The organism is Rhodococcus sp. IEGM 1408, assembly GCF_033142235.1.
Lineage (GTDB): Bacteria > Actinomycetota > Actinomycetes > Mycobacteriales > Mycobacteriaceae > Dietzia.
This window is the reverse complement of sequence record NZ_JAWLRW010000005.1, coordinates 284,460-304,019: the sequence shown is the minus strand read 5'-3', so window position 1 is coordinate 304,019 and position 19,560 is coordinate 284,460. Positions and strand designations below refer to the sequence as shown.

Below are 19,560 nucleotides of genomic sequence, written 5' to 3'. Positions count from 1 at the left end.
AACGGCACACCCGCTACGTGCTGATCGGCCGACTGCCCGGGTGCCGGGACAGTGCCACGGTCAACGACGTGCTCACCGAGATGATCGCGGCCCTGCCCTCCCGGCTGGTCACCACGATCACCTGGGACCAGGGCACCGAGATGGCAGGGCACGCCAAGTTCACCGTCGCCACCGGCTGCCCGATCTACTTCTGCGACCCGCACTCACCGTGGCAGCGCGGCTCCAACGAGAACATGAACGGTCTGATCCGGGACTTCTACCCCAAGGGCACGGACTTCAACACCCTCAGCGACGACGAACTCACCGAGACCGAACGGCTCCTCAATATCCGCCCCCGAGCCATCCATGGCTTCCACAGTCCCCATGCGAAGATGACCGAACTAATCGACGGTGTTGCGCTAGCCACCTGAGACCGCCGAGAGGCGAGTGTGCGGAACGCTCTTCTTGTTGCGTGGGGTGCGCTCAGGTCTTGCTGTGATCCGGCTCACCCGGGGAATGGATCCGACCGGTCGGTAGTTGTAAAGGACGTCAAACCTCAGTGGCCAAGGCTCAAGTCAGGTTGACCCCGGGTCCCGCTGGCAGGCACAGTGGGTCAGGAGAGCCCAGCCTTGAGCCGGGTCTGCTTAACAACAGGATTTTTCCCCACCCCATCCGCGCGTCAATGCTGCGGAGAGAAGGAGTACATCATGGGACGTGCAGTCGGTATCGACCTCGGAACCACCAACTCTTGCGTCGCCGTCCTCGAGGGCGGCGAGGCCAACGTGATCGCCAACGCGGAAGGGTCGCGCACGACCCCCTCGGTGGTCGCCTTTGCCAAGAACGGCGAGGTCCTGGTGGGCCAGCCCGCCAAGAACCAGGCGGTCACCAACGTCGACCGCACCATCCGCTCGGTCAAGCGCCACATCGGCACGGACTGGAAGTCGGCGTCGATCGACGACAAGAACTACAGCCCCCAGGAGATCAGCGCGCGCACGCTGCAGAAGCTCAAGCGAGACGCGGAGTCCTACCTCGGTGAGGAAGTGACGGACGCCGTCGTGACCGTGCCGGCCTACTTCAACGACGCCCAGCGTCAGGCCACCAAGGACGCCGGCCAGATCGCCGGGCTCAACGTCCTGCGGATCGTCAACGAGCCCACTGCGGCCGCCCTGGCCTACGGACTGGACAAGGGCGACAAGGAGCAGACCATCCTGGTCTTCGACCTCGGTGGCGGTACCTTCGACGTCTCCCTGCTCGACATCGGCGACGGCGTCGTGGAGGTCCGCGCGACCTCGGGCGACAACCACCTCGGCGGCGACGACTGGGACCAGCGGGTAGTGGAGTGGCTGGTCGACAAGTTCAAGGCACAGAACGGCATCGACCTCACCAAGGACAAGATGGCGCTGCAGCGCCTGCGTGAGGCCGCCGAGAAGGCCAAGATCGAGCTCTCCAGCGGACAGTCCACCTCGATCAACCTGCCGTACATCACGGTCGACGCGGACAAGAACCCGCTGTTCCTGGACGAGACGCTCACCCGCGCCGAGTTCCAGAAGATCACCCAGGACCTGCTCGACCGCTGCCGCAAGCCGTTCCAGGCCGTCATCAAGGACGCGGGCGTCTCGGTCTCGACCATCGACCACGTGGTCCTGGTCGGCGGTTCGACCCGCATGCCGGCCGTGACCGACCTGGTCAAGGAGCTCACCGGCGGCAAGGAGCCCAACAAGGGCGTCAACCCGGACGAGGTCGTGGCCGTGGGCGCCGCGCTGCAGGCCGGCGTGCTCCGTGGCGAGGTCAAGGACGTGCTCCTGCTCGACGTGACCCCGCTGTCGCTGGGCATCGAGACCAAGGGTGGCGTGATGACCAAGCTCATCGAGCGCAACACCACCATCCCCACCAAGCGCTCGGAGACCTTCACCACGGCCGACGACAACCAGCCGTCCGTGCAGATCCAGGTGTTCCAGGGTGAGCGCGAGATGGCAGCGCAGAACAAGCTGCTCGGCTCGTTCGAGCTCGCCGGGATCGCCCCCGCGCCGCGCGGGGTGCCGCAGGTCGAGGTCACCTTCGACATCGACGCGAACGGCATCGTCCACGTGACCGCCAAGGACAAGGGCACGGGCAAGGAGAACACGATCGTCATCCAGGACGGCTCCGGCCTGTCCAAGGAAGAGATCGACCAGATGATCAAGGACGCCGAGGCCCACGCGGACGAGGACCACAAGCGCCGCGAGGAGGCCGACGCCCGCAACCAGGCCGAGTCCACGGTCTACCAGACGGAGAAGTTCGTCTCGGAGAACGAGGACAAGATCCCCGCGGACAAGAAGGAGTCCCTCCAGGCCGCGATCGCCGACGCCAAGACCGCGCTCGAGGGCTCGGACGTCGACGCCATCAAGGCCGCCGTGGAGAAGGTCAACACCGAGGCCCAGGCCGTCGGGCAGTCGCTCTACGAGGCCGCTGCGGCCGAGGGTGCCGAGGCCGGCGACGGCGCGTCCGCCGGTTCGGCTGACGACGACGTCGTGGACGCCGAGGTCGTGGACGAGGATGACGCGAAGGGTGAGTCCAAGTGACTCGGCCCGAGGCCAGCGACGCCGCTGACAAGGCGGCCTGGGCCGGCGCCGATACGGACGCCGAACAGGCGGCCGTGGATGTCGAGGCCGGGACCGTGGAAGGTGACGTTGTGGAAGGTGACGTCGTGGAGGGCGAGGTCGTGGGCACCGAGGTCGGTGGCGACGGCACGGCCGCCGACGACGGCGTCGAGCAGCCGATCGGGGGCGCCACCGACGGTGGGGCTGCCGGCGGCGCGACGTCGGAGCTGCAGGCGCAGCTCGCCGAGCGGACCGCGGACCTCCAGCGGGTCTCGGCGGAGTTCGCCAACTATCGCCGCCGCGTCGAGCGGGACCGCCAGGCCATCATCGACACCGCCAAGGGCTCCGTCCTGACCGAGCTCCTGACGATCGTCGACGACCTGGAGCGGGCGCGGGCGCACGGGGACCTGGAGGAGGGGCCGCTCAAGGTCTTCGCCGACAAGGTCCACGCGATCCTGGCCTCCCAGGGAGTCGAGTCGTTCGGCGAGGAAGGCGACGCGTTCGACCCGGCTGTGCACGAGGCCGTGCAGGATGAGTCCGAGGGTGCCGAGCCGGTACTGGGAACGGTCCTGCGTAAGGGGTACCGCCACGGCGAGCGGACACTGCGGACGGCGATGGTCAGCGTCCGCTGACCCCGCGGGCGTGACCGCGAGGTTGTGCGGGTGCGATCGCGTAGGCGGGCGCACCCGCACACCGGCGGGCGAGGTCAGGCAATAGCAACGAAAGAAGAGAGGAGGCGTCTGGTGAGTCAGCGCGAATGGGTCGAGAAGGACTACTACGCCGAACTGGGCGTCTCCAAGTCCGCCACCCACGACGAGATCCGCAAGGCGTACCGCAAGCTCGCGAACGCGAACCACCCGGACAAGAACCCGGGCAACAAGGCAGCCGAGGAGAAGTTCAAGCGGATCAGCGAGGCCAACGACGTCGTGGGCGACCCTGCGCGGCGCAAGGAGTACGACGAGTTCCGCGCGCAGGTCTCCTCGGGCGGCTTCGGCGGCTTCGCATCCCCCGGCGGCAGCAGGTACACCACGTCCGGCAGCGACTTCGACATCAACGATCTCTTCGGCGGAGCCGGTGGCGCCGCGGGAGCCGGCGGGGCCGGGGGCTTCTCCGACCTGTTCGGCGGGTTGTTCAACCAGGGCCGCGGCGGGGGAGAGGCCCCGGGCCGCGGCCGGGCCCAGCGCCCGAGCGGCGGGCAGGACGTCGAGACCGCGCTGACGCTCACGTTCCGCGAGGCCGCGCTCGGTGAGACCGTGCAGATCAAACTCTCGTCGGCCTCACCGTGCCTGACCTGTCACGGCAGCGGAGCCCGACCGGGGACGAGCCCCAAGGTGTGCGGGACCTGTCACGGTGCCGGAGTCGTGCAGCGCACCCAGGGCGCGTTCGGCTTCGCCGAGCCGTGCACCGACTGCGGTGGCACCGGCTCGAAGATCGACGACCCGTGTGGCGACTGCTCGGGCAGTGGCGTCACCGACCGCGCCCGCACCATCAACGTCAAGGTCCCGGCCGGCGTCCAGGACGGGCAGCGCATCCGGCTCTCGGGTCAGGGCCAGGCCGGGTTCCGCGGCGCCCCCTCGGGCGACCTCTACGTGACCGTCACCGTGCAGAAGGACGCCGTGTTCGACCGCGACGGCGCCGATCTGCTGGTGGACCTGCCCATCTCCTACCCCGAGCTCGTCCGCGGCGCCCAGGTATCGGTGCCCACGCTCACCGGGCGGGTGACCGTCAAGGTCCCCGCCGGGTCCCGTGACGGCCAGATCCTGCGGGTCCGGGGCCGGGGGATCGCCCGCAAGTCCGGGACCGGGGACCTGAAGGTCACGCTCCGGGTGGCCACGCCGCCTGCCGGGGTGGCCGACGCCGAGCTCGTCGCCTATGACGAGGCGCTGCGCGCGGCCGGCTTCGATCCACGGTCGGGCTGGGCCGGGTCGGCATGAGCCCCCGGCGGGACGTGGGGGACCTCGGCCCCGACGACAGCGTCCTGGTGATCTCCGTGGCCGCAGAGCTGTCCGGACTGCACGCCCAGACCCTGCGGACGTACGACCGGCTGGGGATCGTGACGCCCGAACGCACCACCGGCGGCGGCCGCCGCTACTCGCTCCGCGACGTGGCCCTGCTCCGCGAGGTACAGCGACTCAGCCAGGACGAGGGCGTCAACCTCGCCGGCATCAAGCGGATCATCGAGCTGACCAATCAGGTCGACGCCCTGCGCAGTCGGGTGACCGAGCTGGTCGACGATGTCTCCGAGCTCAGGCGTCGGGCGGGTGCGCCCGGGCGATCCGGTGAGCTGGTCCACGTGCCGCGATCGACGTCCGTGGTGGTGTGGCGTCCCCGCCACCAACGCGACCAGTCCGGCTGAGCGGCCCCGCCGGGTCCGAGGATTGGGGCAGGGCTAACCACCGGAGGATTGAGGCAAGGCTAACCACTGATGTAGGTTTTCAGGGCCGTGACAGTCCTCCGGAAGGCCGCCCCGTGACGCTCCTCTCCCGCCCGCTCGCCGCCGCTCTCGCCGCGGTGCTCACGCTGTCGGTCTCGGCATGCGGACTGTCCGGGGGGGATCAGGACGCTCTGGTCGTCTACAACGCCCAACACGAGACGCTGACCCGGGAATGGGCCGAGGCCTTCACCGCCGAGACCGGCATCGAGGTGGACCTGCGCAACGGGAGCGACTTCGATCTGGGGAACCAGCTGGTGGCAGAGGGGGACTCGTCGAAGGCGGACGTGTACCTCACGGAGAACTCGCCGGCCATCACCATGGTCTCGGAGAAGGGGCTCCTCGCCCCGGTCGGCGAGGAGGCCACCGCCCAGGTCCCGCCGGAGTACCGACCGTCCACCGGCGACTGGGTGGGTATCGCCGCCCGGTCCACCGTGTTCGTCTACAACACGGACCTCGTGGCCGAGCAGGACCTGCCCGCCTCGTTCGCCGACCTGTCGGGGGACCGGTGGAAGGGCAGGTGGGGCGCGGCGCCGGCGGGAGCGGACTTCCGGGCCATCGTCTCCGCCGTGCTCGAGATGTCGGGCGAGCAGGCGACGCGGGAGTGGCTCGAGTCGCTCCGGAAGCCCGACGGGTCGTTCACCACGTACAAGGGCAACAAGCCGATCCTCGCCGCGGTCAACTCCGGCGAACTCGACGGCGGCGTGATCTACCACTACTACTTCTTCGGCGACCGGGCCGGAACCGGGGAGTCCTCCCAGAACGTAGCGCAGCACTACTTCCGCAACAAGGGACCGGAGTCGTTCGTCTCCCTCTCCGGCGGCGGCGTGCTGGAGAACGCACCGCACGCCGACGAGGCGCAGCAGTTCCTCGCATTCGTCACCTCTACGAAGGGTCAGGAGATCCTCCGGGACTCGTCCTACGAGTATCCCGTGGCCTCAGGGGTCGGCGCGAACGCCGAGCTGGTCCCGCTCGAGGAGCTCGACGCTCCGGACCTGGACCCGGCGTCGCTCAACGGGCCGGCGGTGACCGCGCTGCTCACCTCGGTCGGACTCGCGTGACGCGCGGGTGACCATGGTCGCGGCCCGGCGGCCGCCGCTACTCCTCCTCGCGGTCGTCTCGGCGTTGACCGCCCTGTTCCTCCTGCCCATCGGCTACATCGTCTGGCTCACGGCCGACCTCGGGATCGCCCGTGCCGCCGAGATGGTGTTCCGCGAGCGGGTGCTGCGTCTCCTGGGATCCACGCTCGCGCTGGTCGCGGTGACGGTCCCGCTCACCGTGGTGATCGGGGTGGCGGTCGCATGGCTGGTCGAGCGGACGGACCTGCCGGGTCGCCGGCTGTGGGGAGTGCTCTTCGCCGCGCCGCTCGCCGTTCCGGCGTTCGTCACCAGCTACGCCTGGCTGGGCGTGATCCCGTCGATCGGCGGGCTCTCCGGTGGCGCGCTCATCGCCGTCTCCGCGTACTTCCCGCTGGTGTACCTGCCCGCGGCCGCGACCTTCCGATGGATCGATCCGGCGGAGGAGGAGGTCGCCCGGTCCATGGGGTTGTCCACGTGGCGGGTCGCGACCCGCGTGGTGGTGCCCCAGCTCCGTCTGGCGGTCCTCGGCGGGGCGCTGCTCGTGGGGTTGCACCTGTTGGCGGAGTACGGTGCGTTCTCGATGATCAGGTTCGACACGTTCACCACCGCGATCGTCGAGCAGTACCAGTCGACCTTCGACTCCGAGGCGGGCGGGATGCTCGCCGGGGTGCTGGTCCTGCTCTGTCTGCTCATGCTCGTGATGGAGGCCGGCGCGCGCGGCCGGGCCCGGTACGCCCGGCTCGGCGCCGGAGCGGCCCGGCGTCCCGACCTCGTGCGGCTGGGCGCCTGGAAGCTGCCCGCGCTGGGCGTCTCCTTCGTCGTCGTCGTCGTCTCCCTCGGTGTGCCTCTGGGCGTGGTGACCCGGTGGCTGGTGGTCGGCGGCGCGGAGGCGTGGGCCGACCCGCAACTGGCAGAGGCCTTCGGACAGTCGGTCGGCTACGGCCTCTACGGGGCGGCCGGGTGCGTGGTGCTCGCGTTGCCGGTCGCCTGGTTGACGATCCGTCATCCCGGCCGGCTCGCGCGGGTGATGGAGGCAGGCAACTACGTGGCGAGTGCGCTGCCGGGGATCGTGGTGGCGCTCGCGCTGACCGTTGTGTCAGTGCGGGTGCTGCCGCACATCTACCAGACCGTGGTGCTCGTGCTGGTCGCCTACGTGTTGCTGTTCATCCCGCGCGCGGTGGTGACGCTCCGGGCGGGACTGGCGCAGGCGCCGGAGCGGCTCGAGGAGGCGGCGCGGGCGCTCGGCCGCCCACCGGCGGTGGCGATCACGGTGGTGACGCTGCGACGCATGCTCCCGTCGTTCGTCGCCGCGTTCGCGCTCGTGTTCCTGGCGGTGGTCAACGAACTCACCGCCACCCTGCTGCTCTCGCCCGCGGGGACCAGCACGCTGGCGACCCGGTTCTGGTCACTCGGCCTGGACCTGGACTATGCCGCGGCGGCGCCGTTCGCCATGATCATGATCGTGATGTCCGCTCCCATGACGTACCTGCTGTTGCGCCAGACCGCGGCGGTCGGCCGGTGACCGGGATGCCGGTGACCCGGTCGGCGGGGCACGGCGCGCTCACGGTGAGCGGCCTGGCCAAGTCGTTCGGCGGACGGCGGGTCCTCCACGGTCTCGACCTCGACGTCCCCACCGGCGGATCAGTGGCGGTGGTCGGACCGTCGGGTTGCGGCAAGACCACCCTGCTGCGGATCCTGGCCGGGTTCGACCGGCCCGACGCCGGCACCGTCCGTCTGGGCGGACGCGAGCTCACCGGCGCGGGACGCCCGGTCCCCGCCCATCACCGACGGATCGGTTACGTCCCCCAGGACGGCGCGTTGTTCCCGCACCTGACCGTGGGCGGCAACGTGGGCTTCGGGCTCGCGCGGCGCGAGCGCACCCGGGACCGGATCGACGGGCTGCTCGAGCGTGTCTCGCTCGATCCGGAGATGGCGCGGTTGCGGCCCGACCAGCTCTCCGGCGGCCAGCAACAGCGCGTGGCCCTGGCGCGGGCCCTGGCGCAGTCTCCGCGCGCCGTCCTGCTCGACGAGTCGTTCTCCGCGCTCGACGCCGGTCTGCGCGGCGAGATCCGATCGGCGGTGGCGGGGATCCTGCGCGCCGGCGGGGTGACCGCGTTGTTGGTGACCCATGACCACGAGGAGGCGCTGTCGTTCGCCGATCGCGTGGCCGTGATGCGGGACGGCAGGTTCGTCCAGGTCGACAGCCCGCGCGAGGTGTATCTGCGCCCCTCGGACGACGCCACGGCGGAGTTCTTCGGGGAGGTCGTCCGGCTGGCCGGTGACGCCCGTGACGGACTGGTGCAGACGGACCTCGGGCCGGTCCGGCTCGCGGGCGCCGCCGTGGACGGCCCGGTGTCGCTCACCGTCCGGACCGAGCAGGTGGTGTTGGGCGCCGCCGGCGCGGTCGGTGCGCGGGGCGTGGTCCGCGAGGCCCGGTTCCTCGGCTCGGCGGTGCGGTGTGAGGTCACGGTGGACGGTCTGGTGGAGGGCGCGCGGACGGTGGTCGCGCGCTGCCGACCCCAGGACGCACCAGAGGTCGACGACGAGGTGAGGGTTTCGGTGGTGGGCGAGGGCCGGTGCACGCGCATCGACCACCCCCCGGTCGCCGCGGCCGGCGAGTTTTCCAAGGGTAGGTTTCCCTAATACACTGCTGCCGTGACGATCAGTCAGGTGCAGCGGGCGCGGGTGCCGCTCGGTCTCGTTCCCGCGCTCGCCGCACGCGGTGGAGCGATCGCCGTGGTGACTGACCACGAGGAGTTCTCCTACGCGCAGCTCGCCCGCCGCGTGGCAGACCGTGCGGCGGAGCTCCCGGCCGTGGCCACCGGTCGCCGGATGATCGGACTGGTGGCGGCCAACTCCGCGGCGTTCGTGCTGGATTACCTGGCGGCCCTCGAGGCGGGGCACGTCGTGCTGTTGCTGCCGCCGGAGAGTGCGGCAACGCGGAGTCTGGTGGCCGCGTGGTCGCCCGACCTCGTGCTGGGTGACGGTGAGCAGGTCGCCGGGTCCGCGCACGCGGCTGCACCTCGGCACGGGTTCCACGACGAGCTGACGCTGCTGCTCAGTACGTCAGGATCCACCGGCGCTCCCAAGCTCGTGAGGTTGTCGCGGGACGCGGTGCTGGCCAACGCCCGGTCCATCGCCGACTACCTGCACATCACCGAGGCGGACCGCGCCATCACCACGCTGCCCCCGCACTACTGTTACGGACTCTCGGTCCTGCACAGTCATCTCCTCGTGGGCGCGTCGATCGTGCTCAACGCGGATTCGGTGTCCAACCCGCGATTCTGGGACCGGGCCGCCGACCACGGGGTGACTACGTTCGCCGCGGTCCCGCACACCGTCGAACTCATGGAGCGCGCGGGCCTGGAGCAGCTCGACCGGCTCGAGAAGTTGAGGTACCTCACGCAGGCCGGCGGTCGGTTGGCCCCCGCCGCGGTCCGCCGGCTCGCCGAGCGCCTCGAATCCAGGGGCGCGGAACTCGTGGTGATGTACGGGCAGACCGAGGCCACGGCCCGGATGGGATACCTGCCGCCACACCTCGCGCGGACCCGACCCGGGGCGGTGGGGGTGGCGATCCCCGGTGGCGCGTTCCGGGTCGACGCTCCCGAGGGGTCGGCGGAGGGCGAGCTGGTCTACACCGGTCTGAATATCATGATGGGATATGCCGGCGAGTCCGCCGATCTGGCCAGGGGCCCGGAACTGAGCGAGCTCCGGACCGGTGACCTGGCGCGGATCGCGGACGACGGTCTGGTGGAGATCGTCGGACGGTTGGGCCGCGAGGCCAAGATCTTCGGGCACCGCATCGACCTGGGCCGCGTCGAGGCCGTGCTGGCCGACCACGGTATCGAGGCGTGGTGCGTGGGGGAGGCCGACCGACTCGTGGTGGTGACGCGGGTGGCAGGAGCTGCGGAGGCGGTGGCCGCCGAGGCCGCGGAGGCCGGGGGGCTCCCGGTGTCGACGATCAGCGTGCTCGTCGTGGCCGATCCGCCCCGCACCCCCGCGGGCAAGGTCGACCACGCGGCGCTGCGCGACCTGGTGGCGACCGGCCCGGACTCTCGCGCGGACACCCGTGCGGGAGCTCGCGCGGGCAGTGCTGCTCCGGGAGCCACCGACCCTGCCGATCTCCCGAGCGGGATGGTCGCCCGCGCGCTGGGCGTGCACCCCGATCCGGCCGCGTGCTTCGTCGACCTCGGCGGTGACTCCCTCACCTACGTGGTGCTCTCCACCCGTCTCGAGGAGTTGGTGTCGGGACTGCCGGTGGACTGGCATCTGCGTCCACTCGCGGAGCTCGACGGCCTCGCCCGGTCGGCCGCGCCCGGTTGGACCGAGCGGGTCCTGTGGCGCGATTGGGCGCGGGTCGACACGTCGGTGCTGCTGCGGGCCCTGTTCATCGTCGCCATCGTCGGCACCCATTCACGCGCGTTCGCGATCCTCGGCGGGGCCCATGTCCTGGTCGCGCTCGTCGGGCACTCGTTGGCTCGGTTCCGGCTCCATGCGCGGAGCCCTCGCGAGCGGTCCCGGGGTGTCCTGCGCACCGCGGGCCGGATCGCGGTCCCGGCGGTCCTGTGGCTGGCCGTGGTCACGCCGTTCACCTCGCGTTATCACTGGTATTCGCCGTTGCTGGCCACCAACCTCGTGGGTCCCCGCTCGTGGTGGGCGGACCGGTGGTGGAACCCGTGGCAGATGTGGTTCATCGAGGCGGCGGTGTACGCGCTGCTCGGGGTGGCCGCGCTCATGGCGATCCCGGCCGTCACCCGACTCGATCGCCGGTTCCCGCTGCTGTTGCCCGCGGTGTTCGTCGCGGTCGGGCTCACCGTGCGGTTCCGGCTCATCGACCTCGGCGGCGGCCCGCAGGTCTGGTACTCGGCCCCGGCCGTGCTGTGGCTGTTCGGCCTCGGGTGGGCTATCGCGCGCAGCCGCGCCCTGTGGTCGAGGGTCATCTGCACGGTGGTCGCCCTGGCGTGCGTCCCCGGGTGGTTCGGCGACCCGGGACGGGAGGCGGTGATCCTGGGCGGTCTGGTGGTGCTCACGTGGGTGCCCGCCGTCAGGTTGCCGCGTCCGTTCGTCCGCGTTCTCGCCCCGCTCGCCGCGGCGTCGCTGTTCATCTACCTCACCCATTTCCTGGTCTACCCGCCGATCCGCGACGCCGGTCACCCCTGGCTCGCGTTGGGGGCCTCGCTCGCCGTGGGCGTGGCGTTGTGGTGGGGGTGGGAGCGGGCGGTACAGGTGGGCCGCCGGTGGCCGGGTCGACTCATCCGCGCCCAGCGGTCGATTCTCGGAGTGGTGACGCGCCGGCGTAGCGATCGCGATGGGGGTCGGACCACTCCCGTCCTTTAGTGTTTCTTTATGACGACACGTGAAGTGACCGCGGCGGACGAACGCGCTGCGGGGCCACAGCGGACCCGCATCGACGGGATAGACCTCGCCCGGTTCCTGGCGATCATCGGCATGATGACCGCGCACCTGTGGGTCAACGACTCCTTCGACATCACCCAGCCCGCGTCGGTGCTCAATCCGGGGGCCTGGGCCGCGGTCTTCGACGGCCGCTCGGCCGCCCTCTTCGGTCTGCTCGCGGGTGTGTCCGTGGCGATCGTCTCCCGCAGGCCCCTCTCCCTCGGAGGGGCGGAGGTCCCGCGCCTGCGGCTCAACCTGTTCGCCCGTGGAGTGGTGATCGCCGGAATCGGGATCGTCCTGGAGGAGCTGCAGTACGCGATCGCCGTGGTCCTGACCGTGTACGGGTTCGTCTTCGTGGCGCTGGCGCTGGTGGTACGGGCGAGCCCGCGCCGTCTGCTCGTCCTGGCCGCCGGGTCGATGCTGCTGGGCAACGCCTCGGTCATGGTGGCCGAGCTGGTGCCCACGACGCTGTGGGAGCCCAACGGGATCATCGTCCGGGTGTTCATCGGCGGCATGTACCCGCTCTTCATCTGGGTCGGGTACGGGTTGGCCGGCATGGCCGTGATGCGGATGGGGTTGGCCGAGCCCGCCGTGCAGCGCAGGATGGTGGCCGTCGGCGCCGCGATGGCTCTCGGCGCGTACGCCCTGGGCGCGGTCGTCTCCCGGATCTGGACACACGTCTCATTGCCGGGGATCGAAGAGTTCGCCACGGGGCGACCGCAGCCCGACGTGATGGACCTGGGCATGGTGGAGATCGCGACCCCCACCTCGGACTGGCAGTACATCCTGCTGTCGCCGGAAGCGCACTCCGGTGGCCTGCTCGACCTGATCGGTTCGCTCGGCGTGGCGCTGGCGGTGTTGGGCGCGTGCCTGATCGCCTGCCGCAACGGACGGGTCCTCAGGCTCACCGGCCCGCTGCGCGCGGCGGGGGCGATGCCACTGACCATCTACATCCTCCACGTGCTGACCGCGGCCGTCGTGGCCAAGCTGTTCTTCTGGCAGAAGGCCGAGTTCATGGAACTGCTCCTGAGCACGCAGGTCACTGACGGGCCCGAGCACGAGCGGGCCATGGAGTTGCTCATGTCCTGGCTGGTGGAGACCACCCTCGCCAAGTGGGCCCTCCTGGTGGCCTCGATCATCCTGTTCCCGGCGCTCGCCACGCTGTGGCGACGGCGTCATGCCAGGGGCCCGGCCGAAGAGTTGCTCTCGCGTGCGGTGGCCAAGGTGACAGCGGAGAGCCCCCCGGTCACCTGGCAGCGGTAGCGTCGGAGGGGACCCCGAGCCCGACCACGAGCCCCGAGGAGCACCGCCGTGCGCATTGCCGCAGCCCAGATCCTGTCCGGACGCGACCCTGCCGACAACCTGCGGCGGGTCCGCGAGTCGGTGGCCGAGGCCGCCACCCGGGGGGCCCGGATGGTGGTGTTCCCCGAAGCCACCATGCGCGCCTTCGGTGCCGGGCGCCTGGACGAGATCGCTGAACCACTCGACGGCCCCTGGGCGACCGCAGTCGCTGACGTCGCCCGGGAGCACGGGGTTGTCGTCGTCGTCGGAATGTTCACGCCCGGTGAGGGCGGCCGCGTCCGCAACACCCTCCTGGTCACGGGCCCGGCCGGCGCGAGCGCGGATGGCGAGGCCGCCGGTGGCGAGCGCGGCGACGGGCGCAACGGTGAGGATCTCCACCTGGGCTACAACAAGATCCACCTGTTCGATGCGTTCGGTTTCGCCGAGTCCGACACCGTCGAGCCCGGGGACTCGACAATCGTAGTGACCGTCGATGGCGTGGGTATCGGGCTGAGCGTCTGCTACGACATCCGCTTCCCCGGTCAGTTCCGCGCGCTCGCCGCCGCCGGGGCGCGCGTCACGCTCTGCAGCGCCTCGTGGGGGTCGGGTCCCGGCAAGGTCGACCAGTGGCGTCTGCTGGCCCGCGCTCGCGCACTCGACGCCACCACCTTCCTGGTCGCGGTCGGCCAGGCCGATCCCGAGGTCGAGGGCGTGGAGGTCAAGCGCGGTGCCCCGACCGGCGTCGGCCACTCGCTGCTCGTGGGACCGGACGGGACCGTGCGCGAGGAGGCGGGCGCCGGCGCGGGGTTGGTGTTGGTCGAGATCGACGACGACGAGGTGACCGACATCCGGAAGGTGATCCCGGTGCTGGCCAACGGCAGGGTCACCGAAGAGCCGGGCGCGGAGCCGGCCGAGGAGGCGGGGCGGTGACCGGGCCCACCGGGCCGCGCGACGACGACGGAGCTGCGGGGACCGGCTCGCCCGCGGCGTCCGGCGGCGACGCGCCCACCGAGCCGACCCCGGCGGTCGATCCGACCGCCGACCCACCGACCCAGAACCTCCCGCCTGCGGATCCGCCGACCCAGAACCTCCCGCCCGCCGACCCGCCGACCCAGAACCTCCCGCCCGTCAAGGCCGGGAGCACCAGCACCGCATGGTCGCAGTACCCCGATGATCCGGCCGCGACCCGCGGATGGGACGGCACCCCTGCCGGACCGGCGGCCGGGGTGCCCACCGGGGGCTACCCGACCAGCGGCGTCCCGTCGCCGGGGCCGGCCCAGCCGCAGGTCCCGCCGCCGGGCGACGTCCCGCCGCCGGATGACGGTGGCGGTGACGGCGGCTGGGGCGACGACGATCGCGGCGGGAACTCGACGCCGTGGATGATCGTCGCGGTATTGCTGGCCGTGGTGCTGGTGGCCGGGTTGATCGTGTGGCTGGTGTCGGCGACCGGCAACGACAGCGAACCCGTGGCTGCCGCGCCCACGACCACCACCTCCACGCAGACCTCGACCCCGCGGACCACCCCGAGGTCCACGCCGCCCACCACGACCCGCCCGCCCGGCGTGGCCGAGCGCTGCGCCCCGGGATTCGTGGCGGACGAGCTAGGCAGTAGCACCACTGTGCGCGAGTGCGACGGGCGGTTCCTGCTGGTCAGCCGCGCGGGTGGCGAGCTCGCGTTGCTCTCCTGGCGAGACGACACGTGGGAGTTCCTGGCCGAACCGTCGTCTGACGTGTGCCGGGAGCAGCTCGAGCAGCTGGGCGTGCCGGATCAGTTCCGACGCGTCTTCCAGCCCTGCGAGGTGCCGACCACCAGCCCGACCACCAGCGCGAGCGCCAGCCCGACCACCTCGTCGACCAGATCATCGACCACCACGTCGACCAGCCCCGCGAGCCCCGCGTCGACCCCCAGCACCCTGCCGACGGATGACGAGACCTCGCCGGCGGCGGAGGGCCCGGACGGCGGGGCCGACGAGGAGGCCGACTCGGACGAGAGCGCGGCGGCCGCTGCAGACGGCCCGGACGCCGCCGCCGGCACTGCCTGAGTTCACGACCGAGCTCGCCACAGCCCTCAGGGCCGGTCGTAGCTGATGTTCTCCCGCGGGGTGCCGGCCGCCACCATGCCGCGGACGGTTGCCCGCAGCATCTCGGGGGAGCCGGACAACAGCACCTGCCGATCCGCCCATGCACCCCAGCCGGTGACCACGTCGACCAGCGTCCCGGTCTGCCGGCGGTGCAGGGTCCGCGGCAGGTCCTGCCGGGGTCCGGCCCACCACGGGTCGACGTCCTCCTCGGAGACCGGCTGGATGGTGAGCCACGGCGCGGTGGAGGCGAGGTCGACCAGCGTCGGCAGGTCGTAGAGGTCACCGGGGTGACGCGCGCCGTAGAACAGGTGCACGCGCGGGTTGAAGCCGTGGCGCATCATGTCCAGGATCAGGCAGCGCAGCGGCGCGATGCCGGTGCCGCCGGCCGCCATCAACACGTCGCGGAAGGGCTCGGTGCGGTCCACCTCGAGGAGCCCGAGCGGCCTGGCCAGCACCCACCGGTCGCCCACGCCGACGCCGCGGACCAGGGACCCGCTGAGCGCTCCGCCGGGGACGTCGCGGACGTGGAACTCGATCTGACACGCGGGGTTGGCCGGGATCGACGGACTCAGCCGTCGCCACACGCCGGCGGTGTACGGGGTGAGGACGCTGAGGTATTGGCCCGGGTGGTAGTCGAGCATTACGTCGGAGATCAACCGGACCACCACCACGTCGCGGGTCGGGCGCAGCACATCGACCACGGTCGCACCGATGCGCGCGGGACCCTGACCCGCGGCCGAGCCCTCCTGCAGCGCGGCCGACATCACCCGGTACGCGGTGTCGATGGTCGTGGCCAGCCGGTCGTCCCAGCCGCGCCCGGCAAGGTGACGCAGGGTGTCGACCAGCGCCTCGCCGAAGCGCGTGTGATGCCGGCCGGAGAGCTCGAGCTTGCGGTGGTCGGCGCCCAGGTGCCGGGCGAACTCCACCACCTCGTCGACCTGCGCGCGATCGCCGCCGGAGTTCTCCACGGTCTCGAACGCCCAGGTCATCGCCCGGACGAACTGGCTGAGCACCCCGGTGGCGTCGCGGGGGAACAGCTCGCGGAAGTCCGGGTCGGCCGCGCGGAGGGCGCGCTGGAACAGGCCGGGGAACCGCGGGTCGGCGAGGAGGTCGCGCAGCGCCAGCAGGGGCGGGGTCTGCGGGTCCACTACGACGGGTCGTGCGAGCGGCTCCGCCAACGGGTCGACGGGTCGCCCGAGGTACGGCCCCAGATCGATGTCCCCGACCATGCGTTCCATGTCGGACCGGCCGAACGGGTCATCCGCACGATCCGGTCCGGGGCCGCTGCTCACCACACGCGCCTCCCGTCTCGTCGTCGTCACATGTCGTGGTCCCGCGCCTGGCGCGAGGCTCTCGCCGGGTCCAGTCCTCAGCCTATCCGCGTCCGGCCGCTCATCGGCCGAGGGTGATGTCGACCCCGGCGCGGAGTTCGTCCTCGGTGTAGGTGAGCTGCCCGCGGCCGGGGATCTCGATCAGGTAGAAGGAGGAGCCCGCGGGGACATCGGCGAAGTCGAACGTGAAGGTGCAGGAGGACAGGTCGCCGCCGTCGTAGGCGAGGGTGGCGGAACCGATGGTGGCGAAGGCGCCCTCGGAGATCGTGATCTCCGTGCCCTCCCCGAGGTCGGAGAGGCTGACGGGGAGCGCGCAGCCGGCGCCGTCGCCGGAGACGGGCTCGCCTGGGGAGGCCACGACCGTGAAGCGACCCTCGACGCTGAACGACGCCCCCGGGGACCGGTCGGGCGCCGATCCGGCCTGGGGGAGCAGCGCCCCCCGCCCAGCGTCGGTGGTTCCGGGTCCGGTGCCGGAGCCCGGGCCGAACAACGCGAGACCCAGGACCACGACGACGACGAGGCCCAGCACCCCGACGATCGCCGCAGCCGCCAGGGCGCCGCCCGGGCGCTTCTCCCCGGGGGCGTCGCCGGGCAGGGGGCCGTGGCCGGATCGGTCGTCGGGCAGGGGCGGGCCGGGCTCGTGGTAGGGCCCGTGTGCGTGGCCGTTCGTGCTGCTGGCGGGGTCGGGCCCGGGAACCGGGGAGGGCAGCGGGCGGGGCGGGTCGCCGACGCGGTAGGTCCCGTCGCCGAGCGGGGGGTAGTGCATCGGCATGACGCGTCCCCCTTTCCCGTACTGGCCGTACCCACGGACGGCGCGGCCGGATCGCGGTACGCCACTGCTCTGGGATTCTAGTCGGCCCCGGAGTTTAGTCGGCTCCGAGTGGACGGGTCGGGCGCAGCGTGCGGCCCCCGGCGAGTCGCGACTGGGCGCACGGGTGGGTCGTCGGGGAAGGTGGAGGGATGTCTGTCGAGTCATCACGGCCCTCGTCCGCTCCCGAACCGCCCCATCGCGACCCTGTCGCGGACGCCGACCTCGACCCCCGGTCACCCGTCCCCGCACGTCCGGGCCCGGTCCAGGCGTTGGCCAACGTCGTCCGCGGAGGCCTGATCGGCATGGCCGAACTGGTCCCCGGCGTGTCCGGCGGCACCGTGGCCCTGGTCACCGGCGTGTATCCGCGACTGCTGGACAGCGGAGCGCACGTGGTGGACGGCGTGCGGTCGGCCGTCCTGGGTTCGGATCGACGCGCGCGCACCGCCGCCGCCTTCCGGCACGTGGACTGGTGGCTCCTGCTGCCGCTCGCGGTGGGCATGCTCGCGATGGTCTTCACCATGGCCGGTGTCATGAAGGGCTTTGTCGAGGGCAGCCCCGAGATCGCCCGGGGGCTGTTCCTCGGTATGGTCGCGGCGAGCATCGCCGTCCCGCTGGGGATGGCAAGGGCGACCCGCGGTGGGCGGACGTGGGTGCTGGGGCTGATCTTCGTGGCCGGTGCGGCGTTCGCGTTCGGACTGTCGGGTCTCCCGAGCGGGACGATCAGCGATCCCTCCTATCTGCTGGTGTTCGTGGCCGCCGCGGTGGCCATCTGCGCCCTCGTCCTGCCCGGGGTGTCGGGCTCCTACCTGTTGCTCGCGATGGGGCTGTACGCGCCGACCCTCGGCGCGGTCGAGGACCGGAACTTCGCCTACCTCGGGGTGTTCGCGCTCGGCGCTCTGGTCGGGATCTCGTTGTTCGTCAAGGTCCTCGATCGCCTGCTCGAGGATTTCCGCAAGCCCACCCTGGTGGCGATGGCCGGTCTGATGCTCGGCTCGCTGCGCGCACTGTGGCCGTGGCAGACCGAGGAGGCGGACGTCCTCGCCCCCGGATCGGACTGGCCCGTGGTCCTGGCCGCGGTGGCCGCCGGCGTGGTGGTGGTGATCCTGGTGCTGGTGCTCGAGCGGGTGTTCGCGGACAGGTCCGACACCACCGACCCCCAGGACTCACCCGTCGAGCGTCAGCTCTAGGCGGCCCGCGGCCCCTCTCACGAGCGGGTCAGGACCTCGGACTCCAGCCGCTTGTAGCCCGCCTCCATTCCGTAGACCATGCCGGTCCCGAGGATGAGGTCGCGCAGCTCGAGGCTGTCGTACGTCACGACCAACGACATCAGCGTCCCGCCCTCGACCGGGGTCAGGGTCTGCACGTTGTGCGTGGGCGGTGCGTCGGCGCCCTCCATCGTCTCGGTGAAGACCTCCCGGTGCGGCGGATCGGTCGAGAGGAGCTCGCCGGAGAGGGCGAAGCTCTCGCCGTCGGTGCCCTCGTCCGGGGCCCAGACGAAGCGGTTGGTCTCACCCGGCGCCGAGGCGAGGTCGCAGCCGACCAGCGACCAGCCGTCCGGGCCGTGGTTCCACCGGCGCAGCAGCTCGGGATCGTGGTGGGCGTCCCAGACCTGCTGGGGCGTTCCGCGCAGGACCCGGCTGAACCGGACCTGCGTGTCGCTGAGGAGTTGTGCCTCGGTCGCGCGGTCTGCGGCAAAGGAGGTCAGGTCGGCCAGGACGTCGTCGATCTGGGACATCGCGGAGCGGGTGCCCTCTTCGATGCCCATCGTCAGGAGCTGCTCGAGCTCGTCGAGGCTGTTGAAGTACGTCGCGGTCCGCAGTCGCGAGCCGGACCCGGACTCCTCGAACTCGAACACCGCGCGCATGGTCGGCATGTCGGGATCCGGGGTGCCGTCGGCACCGGTGAATCCGTCGAGGACCTCGAAGGACGCGCCCTCGTCCACGGACAGGAACTCCCAGTACCCGCCGGCGCGGCTGCCGTCCGGGCCGGTCATGTAGTACTCGGACCGGCCCCCGGGGAAGACGTCGTGCCGGGTGAACGTGGCCGGCCACTCCACCGGCCCCCAGAACTTCTCGAGTTGCCGCGGGTCCACGTACGCGTCCCAGAGTCGGCGGACCGGCACGGGGAAGTCGGCGACGATGGTCATCGTCAACTTCTCGAGGTCCTTGTCTACTGATGTCACAGGCATGATGCGCCTCTTTCTCTAGCGTGTTTCTCCTGGTGGGGTGTTCTCGGATCAGTTCTCGCGGAGGAGCGCGTCGAGCCGGTCGATGCGGCCGCGCCAGATGTTCTCGTAGCCGTCGAGCATCCTCTGGGCCCGGCGGATCGCCTCGGGGTTGCCCCGGATGCGGCGTTCGCGCCCGCGGCGGTGATGGGTCACCAGGCCGGCCTCCTCCAGGACGTTGACGTGCTTGCGGACGGCCGCGAACGACATGTCGTAGTGGCCTGCGAGTGTGGAGATGGAGAACTCGTCGGTGAGTGTGCGGCGGACGATGTCGCGGCGGGTGGCGTCGGCCAGAGCTCGGAAGAGCCGGTCCACGTCGTCGTCACTGAGGTCCACCTCGGGAGTGTGATATGAAACCATTTGGTTGTAC

At 71.3% G+C, this 19,560-nt stretch carries 17 protein-coding genes; 13 read left to right on the top strand and 4 right to left on the bottom strand.

Features of this window, described 5'->3' with window-relative positions; genetic code table 11:
- From R4P08_RS10700 to R4P08_RS10645, 12 genes are all read left to right on the top strand, one after another.
- Positions 1–410, top strand: a 410-nt coding sequence (locus R4P08_RS10700; protein ID WP_317813804.1) for an IS30 family transposase, incomplete at its 5' end; no start/stop codon positions are given.
- 276 nt (positions 411–686) lie between these two features.
- Positions 687–2,540, top strand: coding sequence for a molecular chaperone DnaK (gene dnaK, locus R4P08_RS10695; protein ID WP_317813803.1), 1,854 nt, complete (start codon positions 687–689; stop codon positions 2,538–2,540).
- Positions 2,537–3,190 (top strand): nucleotide exchange factor GrpE, encoded by a 654-nt coding sequence (gene grpE, locus R4P08_RS10690; protein ID WP_317813802.1) that lies wholly within the window; start codon positions 2,537–2,539, stop codon positions 3,188–3,190. Before dnaK ends, grpE begins: the two co-directional genes overlap by 4 nt.
- Positions 3,191–3,301: 111 nt before the next feature.
- Positions 3,302–4,492 (top strand): molecular chaperone DnaJ, encoded by a 1,191-nt coding sequence (gene dnaJ / locus R4P08_RS10685; RefSeq protein WP_317813801.1) that lies wholly within the window; start codon positions 3,302–3,304, stop codon positions 4,490–4,492.
- On the top strand, positions 4,489–4,914 hold the full coding sequence (locus R4P08_RS10680) for a heat shock protein transcriptional repressor HspR (protein ID WP_317813800.1): 426 nt from the start codon (positions 4,489–4,491) through the stop codon (positions 4,912–4,914). The genes dnaJ and R4P08_RS10680 overlap by 4 nt, the downstream gene beginning before the upstream one ends.
- A 113-nt stretch (positions 4,915–5,027) precedes the next feature.
- Entirely contained in the window at positions 5,028–6,050 is a 1,023-nt protein-coding gene (locus tag R4P08_RS10675) for an iron ABC transporter substrate-binding protein (protein ID WP_317813799.1), read from the top strand.
- Positions 6,051–6,063: 13 nt separating this feature from the next.
- Positions 6,064–7,590, top strand: coding sequence for an iron ABC transporter permease (locus tag R4P08_RS10670; RefSeq protein WP_317813829.1), 1,527 nt, complete (start codon positions 6,064–6,066; stop codon positions 7,588–7,590).
- A 5-nt stretch (positions 7,591–7,595) separates the two neighbouring features.
- A complete protein-coding gene (locus R4P08_RS10665) occupies positions 7,596–8,711 on the top strand; it encodes an ABC transporter ATP-binding protein (RefSeq protein ID WP_317813828.1) in 1,116 nt (371 codons plus the stop codon).
- Positions 8,712–8,723: 12 nt separating this feature from the next.
- A complete protein-coding gene (locus R4P08_RS10660) occupies positions 8,724–11,405 on the top strand; it encodes an AMP-binding protein (protein ID WP_317813798.1) in 2,682 nt (893 codons plus the stop codon).
- 9 nt (positions 11,406–11,414) lie between these two features.
- Positions 11,415–12,725, top strand: coding sequence for a heparan-alpha-glucosaminide N-acetyltransferase domain-containing protein (locus tag R4P08_RS10655; protein WP_317813797.1), 1,311 nt, complete (start codon positions 11,415–11,417; stop codon positions 12,723–12,725).
- Positions 12,726–12,773: 48 nt separating this feature from the next.
- On the top strand, positions 12,774–13,673 hold the full coding sequence (locus tag R4P08_RS10650) for a carbon-nitrogen hydrolase family protein (RefSeq protein ID WP_317813796.1): 900 nt from the start codon (positions 12,774–12,776) through the stop codon (positions 13,671–13,673).
- A complete protein-coding gene (locus R4P08_RS10645) occupies positions 13,670–14,785 on the top strand; it encodes a hypothetical protein (protein WP_317813795.1) in 1,116 nt (371 codons plus the stop codon). The genes R4P08_RS10650 and R4P08_RS10645 overlap by 4 nt, the downstream gene beginning before the upstream one ends.
- A 26-nt stretch (positions 14,786–14,811) precedes the next feature.
- Here the strand turns inward: R4P08_RS10645 and R4P08_RS10640 are convergent, their stop codons facing one another.
- Entirely contained in the window at positions 14,812–16,116 is a 1,305-nt protein-coding gene (locus R4P08_RS10640) for an FAD-binding oxidoreductase (protein ID WP_317813793.1), read from the bottom strand.
- A 100-nt stretch (positions 16,117–16,216) separates the two neighbouring features.
- Positions 16,217–16,927: a hypothetical protein gene (locus R4P08_RS10635; protein WP_317813792.1), complete on the bottom strand. Its 711-nt coding sequence runs from the start codon at positions 16,925–16,927 to the stop codon at positions 16,217–16,219.
- A gap of 188 nt (positions 16,928–17,115) precedes the next feature.
- Between R4P08_RS10635 and R4P08_RS10630 the strand changes: the two genes are divergently transcribed.
- Positions 17,116–18,153, top strand: a complete 1,038-nt coding sequence (locus R4P08_RS10630; protein ID WP_317813791.1) for a DUF368 domain-containing protein — start codon at positions 17,116–17,118, stop codon at positions 18,151–18,153.
- A 17-nt stretch (positions 18,154–18,170) separates the two neighbouring features.
- Here the strand turns inward: R4P08_RS10630 and R4P08_RS10625 are convergent, their stop codons facing one another.
- Together R4P08_RS10625 and R4P08_RS10620 are read right to left on the bottom strand one after the other, a co-directional pair.
- Entirely contained in the window at positions 18,171–19,154 is a 984-nt protein-coding gene (locus R4P08_RS10625) for an SRPBCC family protein (protein WP_317813790.1), read from the bottom strand.
- A 48-nt stretch (positions 19,155–19,202) separates the two neighbouring features.
- Positions 19,203–19,550, bottom strand: a complete 348-nt coding sequence (locus R4P08_RS10620; RefSeq protein ID WP_317813789.1) for a metalloregulator ArsR/SmtB family transcription factor — start codon at positions 19,548–19,550, stop codon at positions 19,203–19,205.
- Positions 19,551–19,560 lie beyond the last annotated feature (10 nt).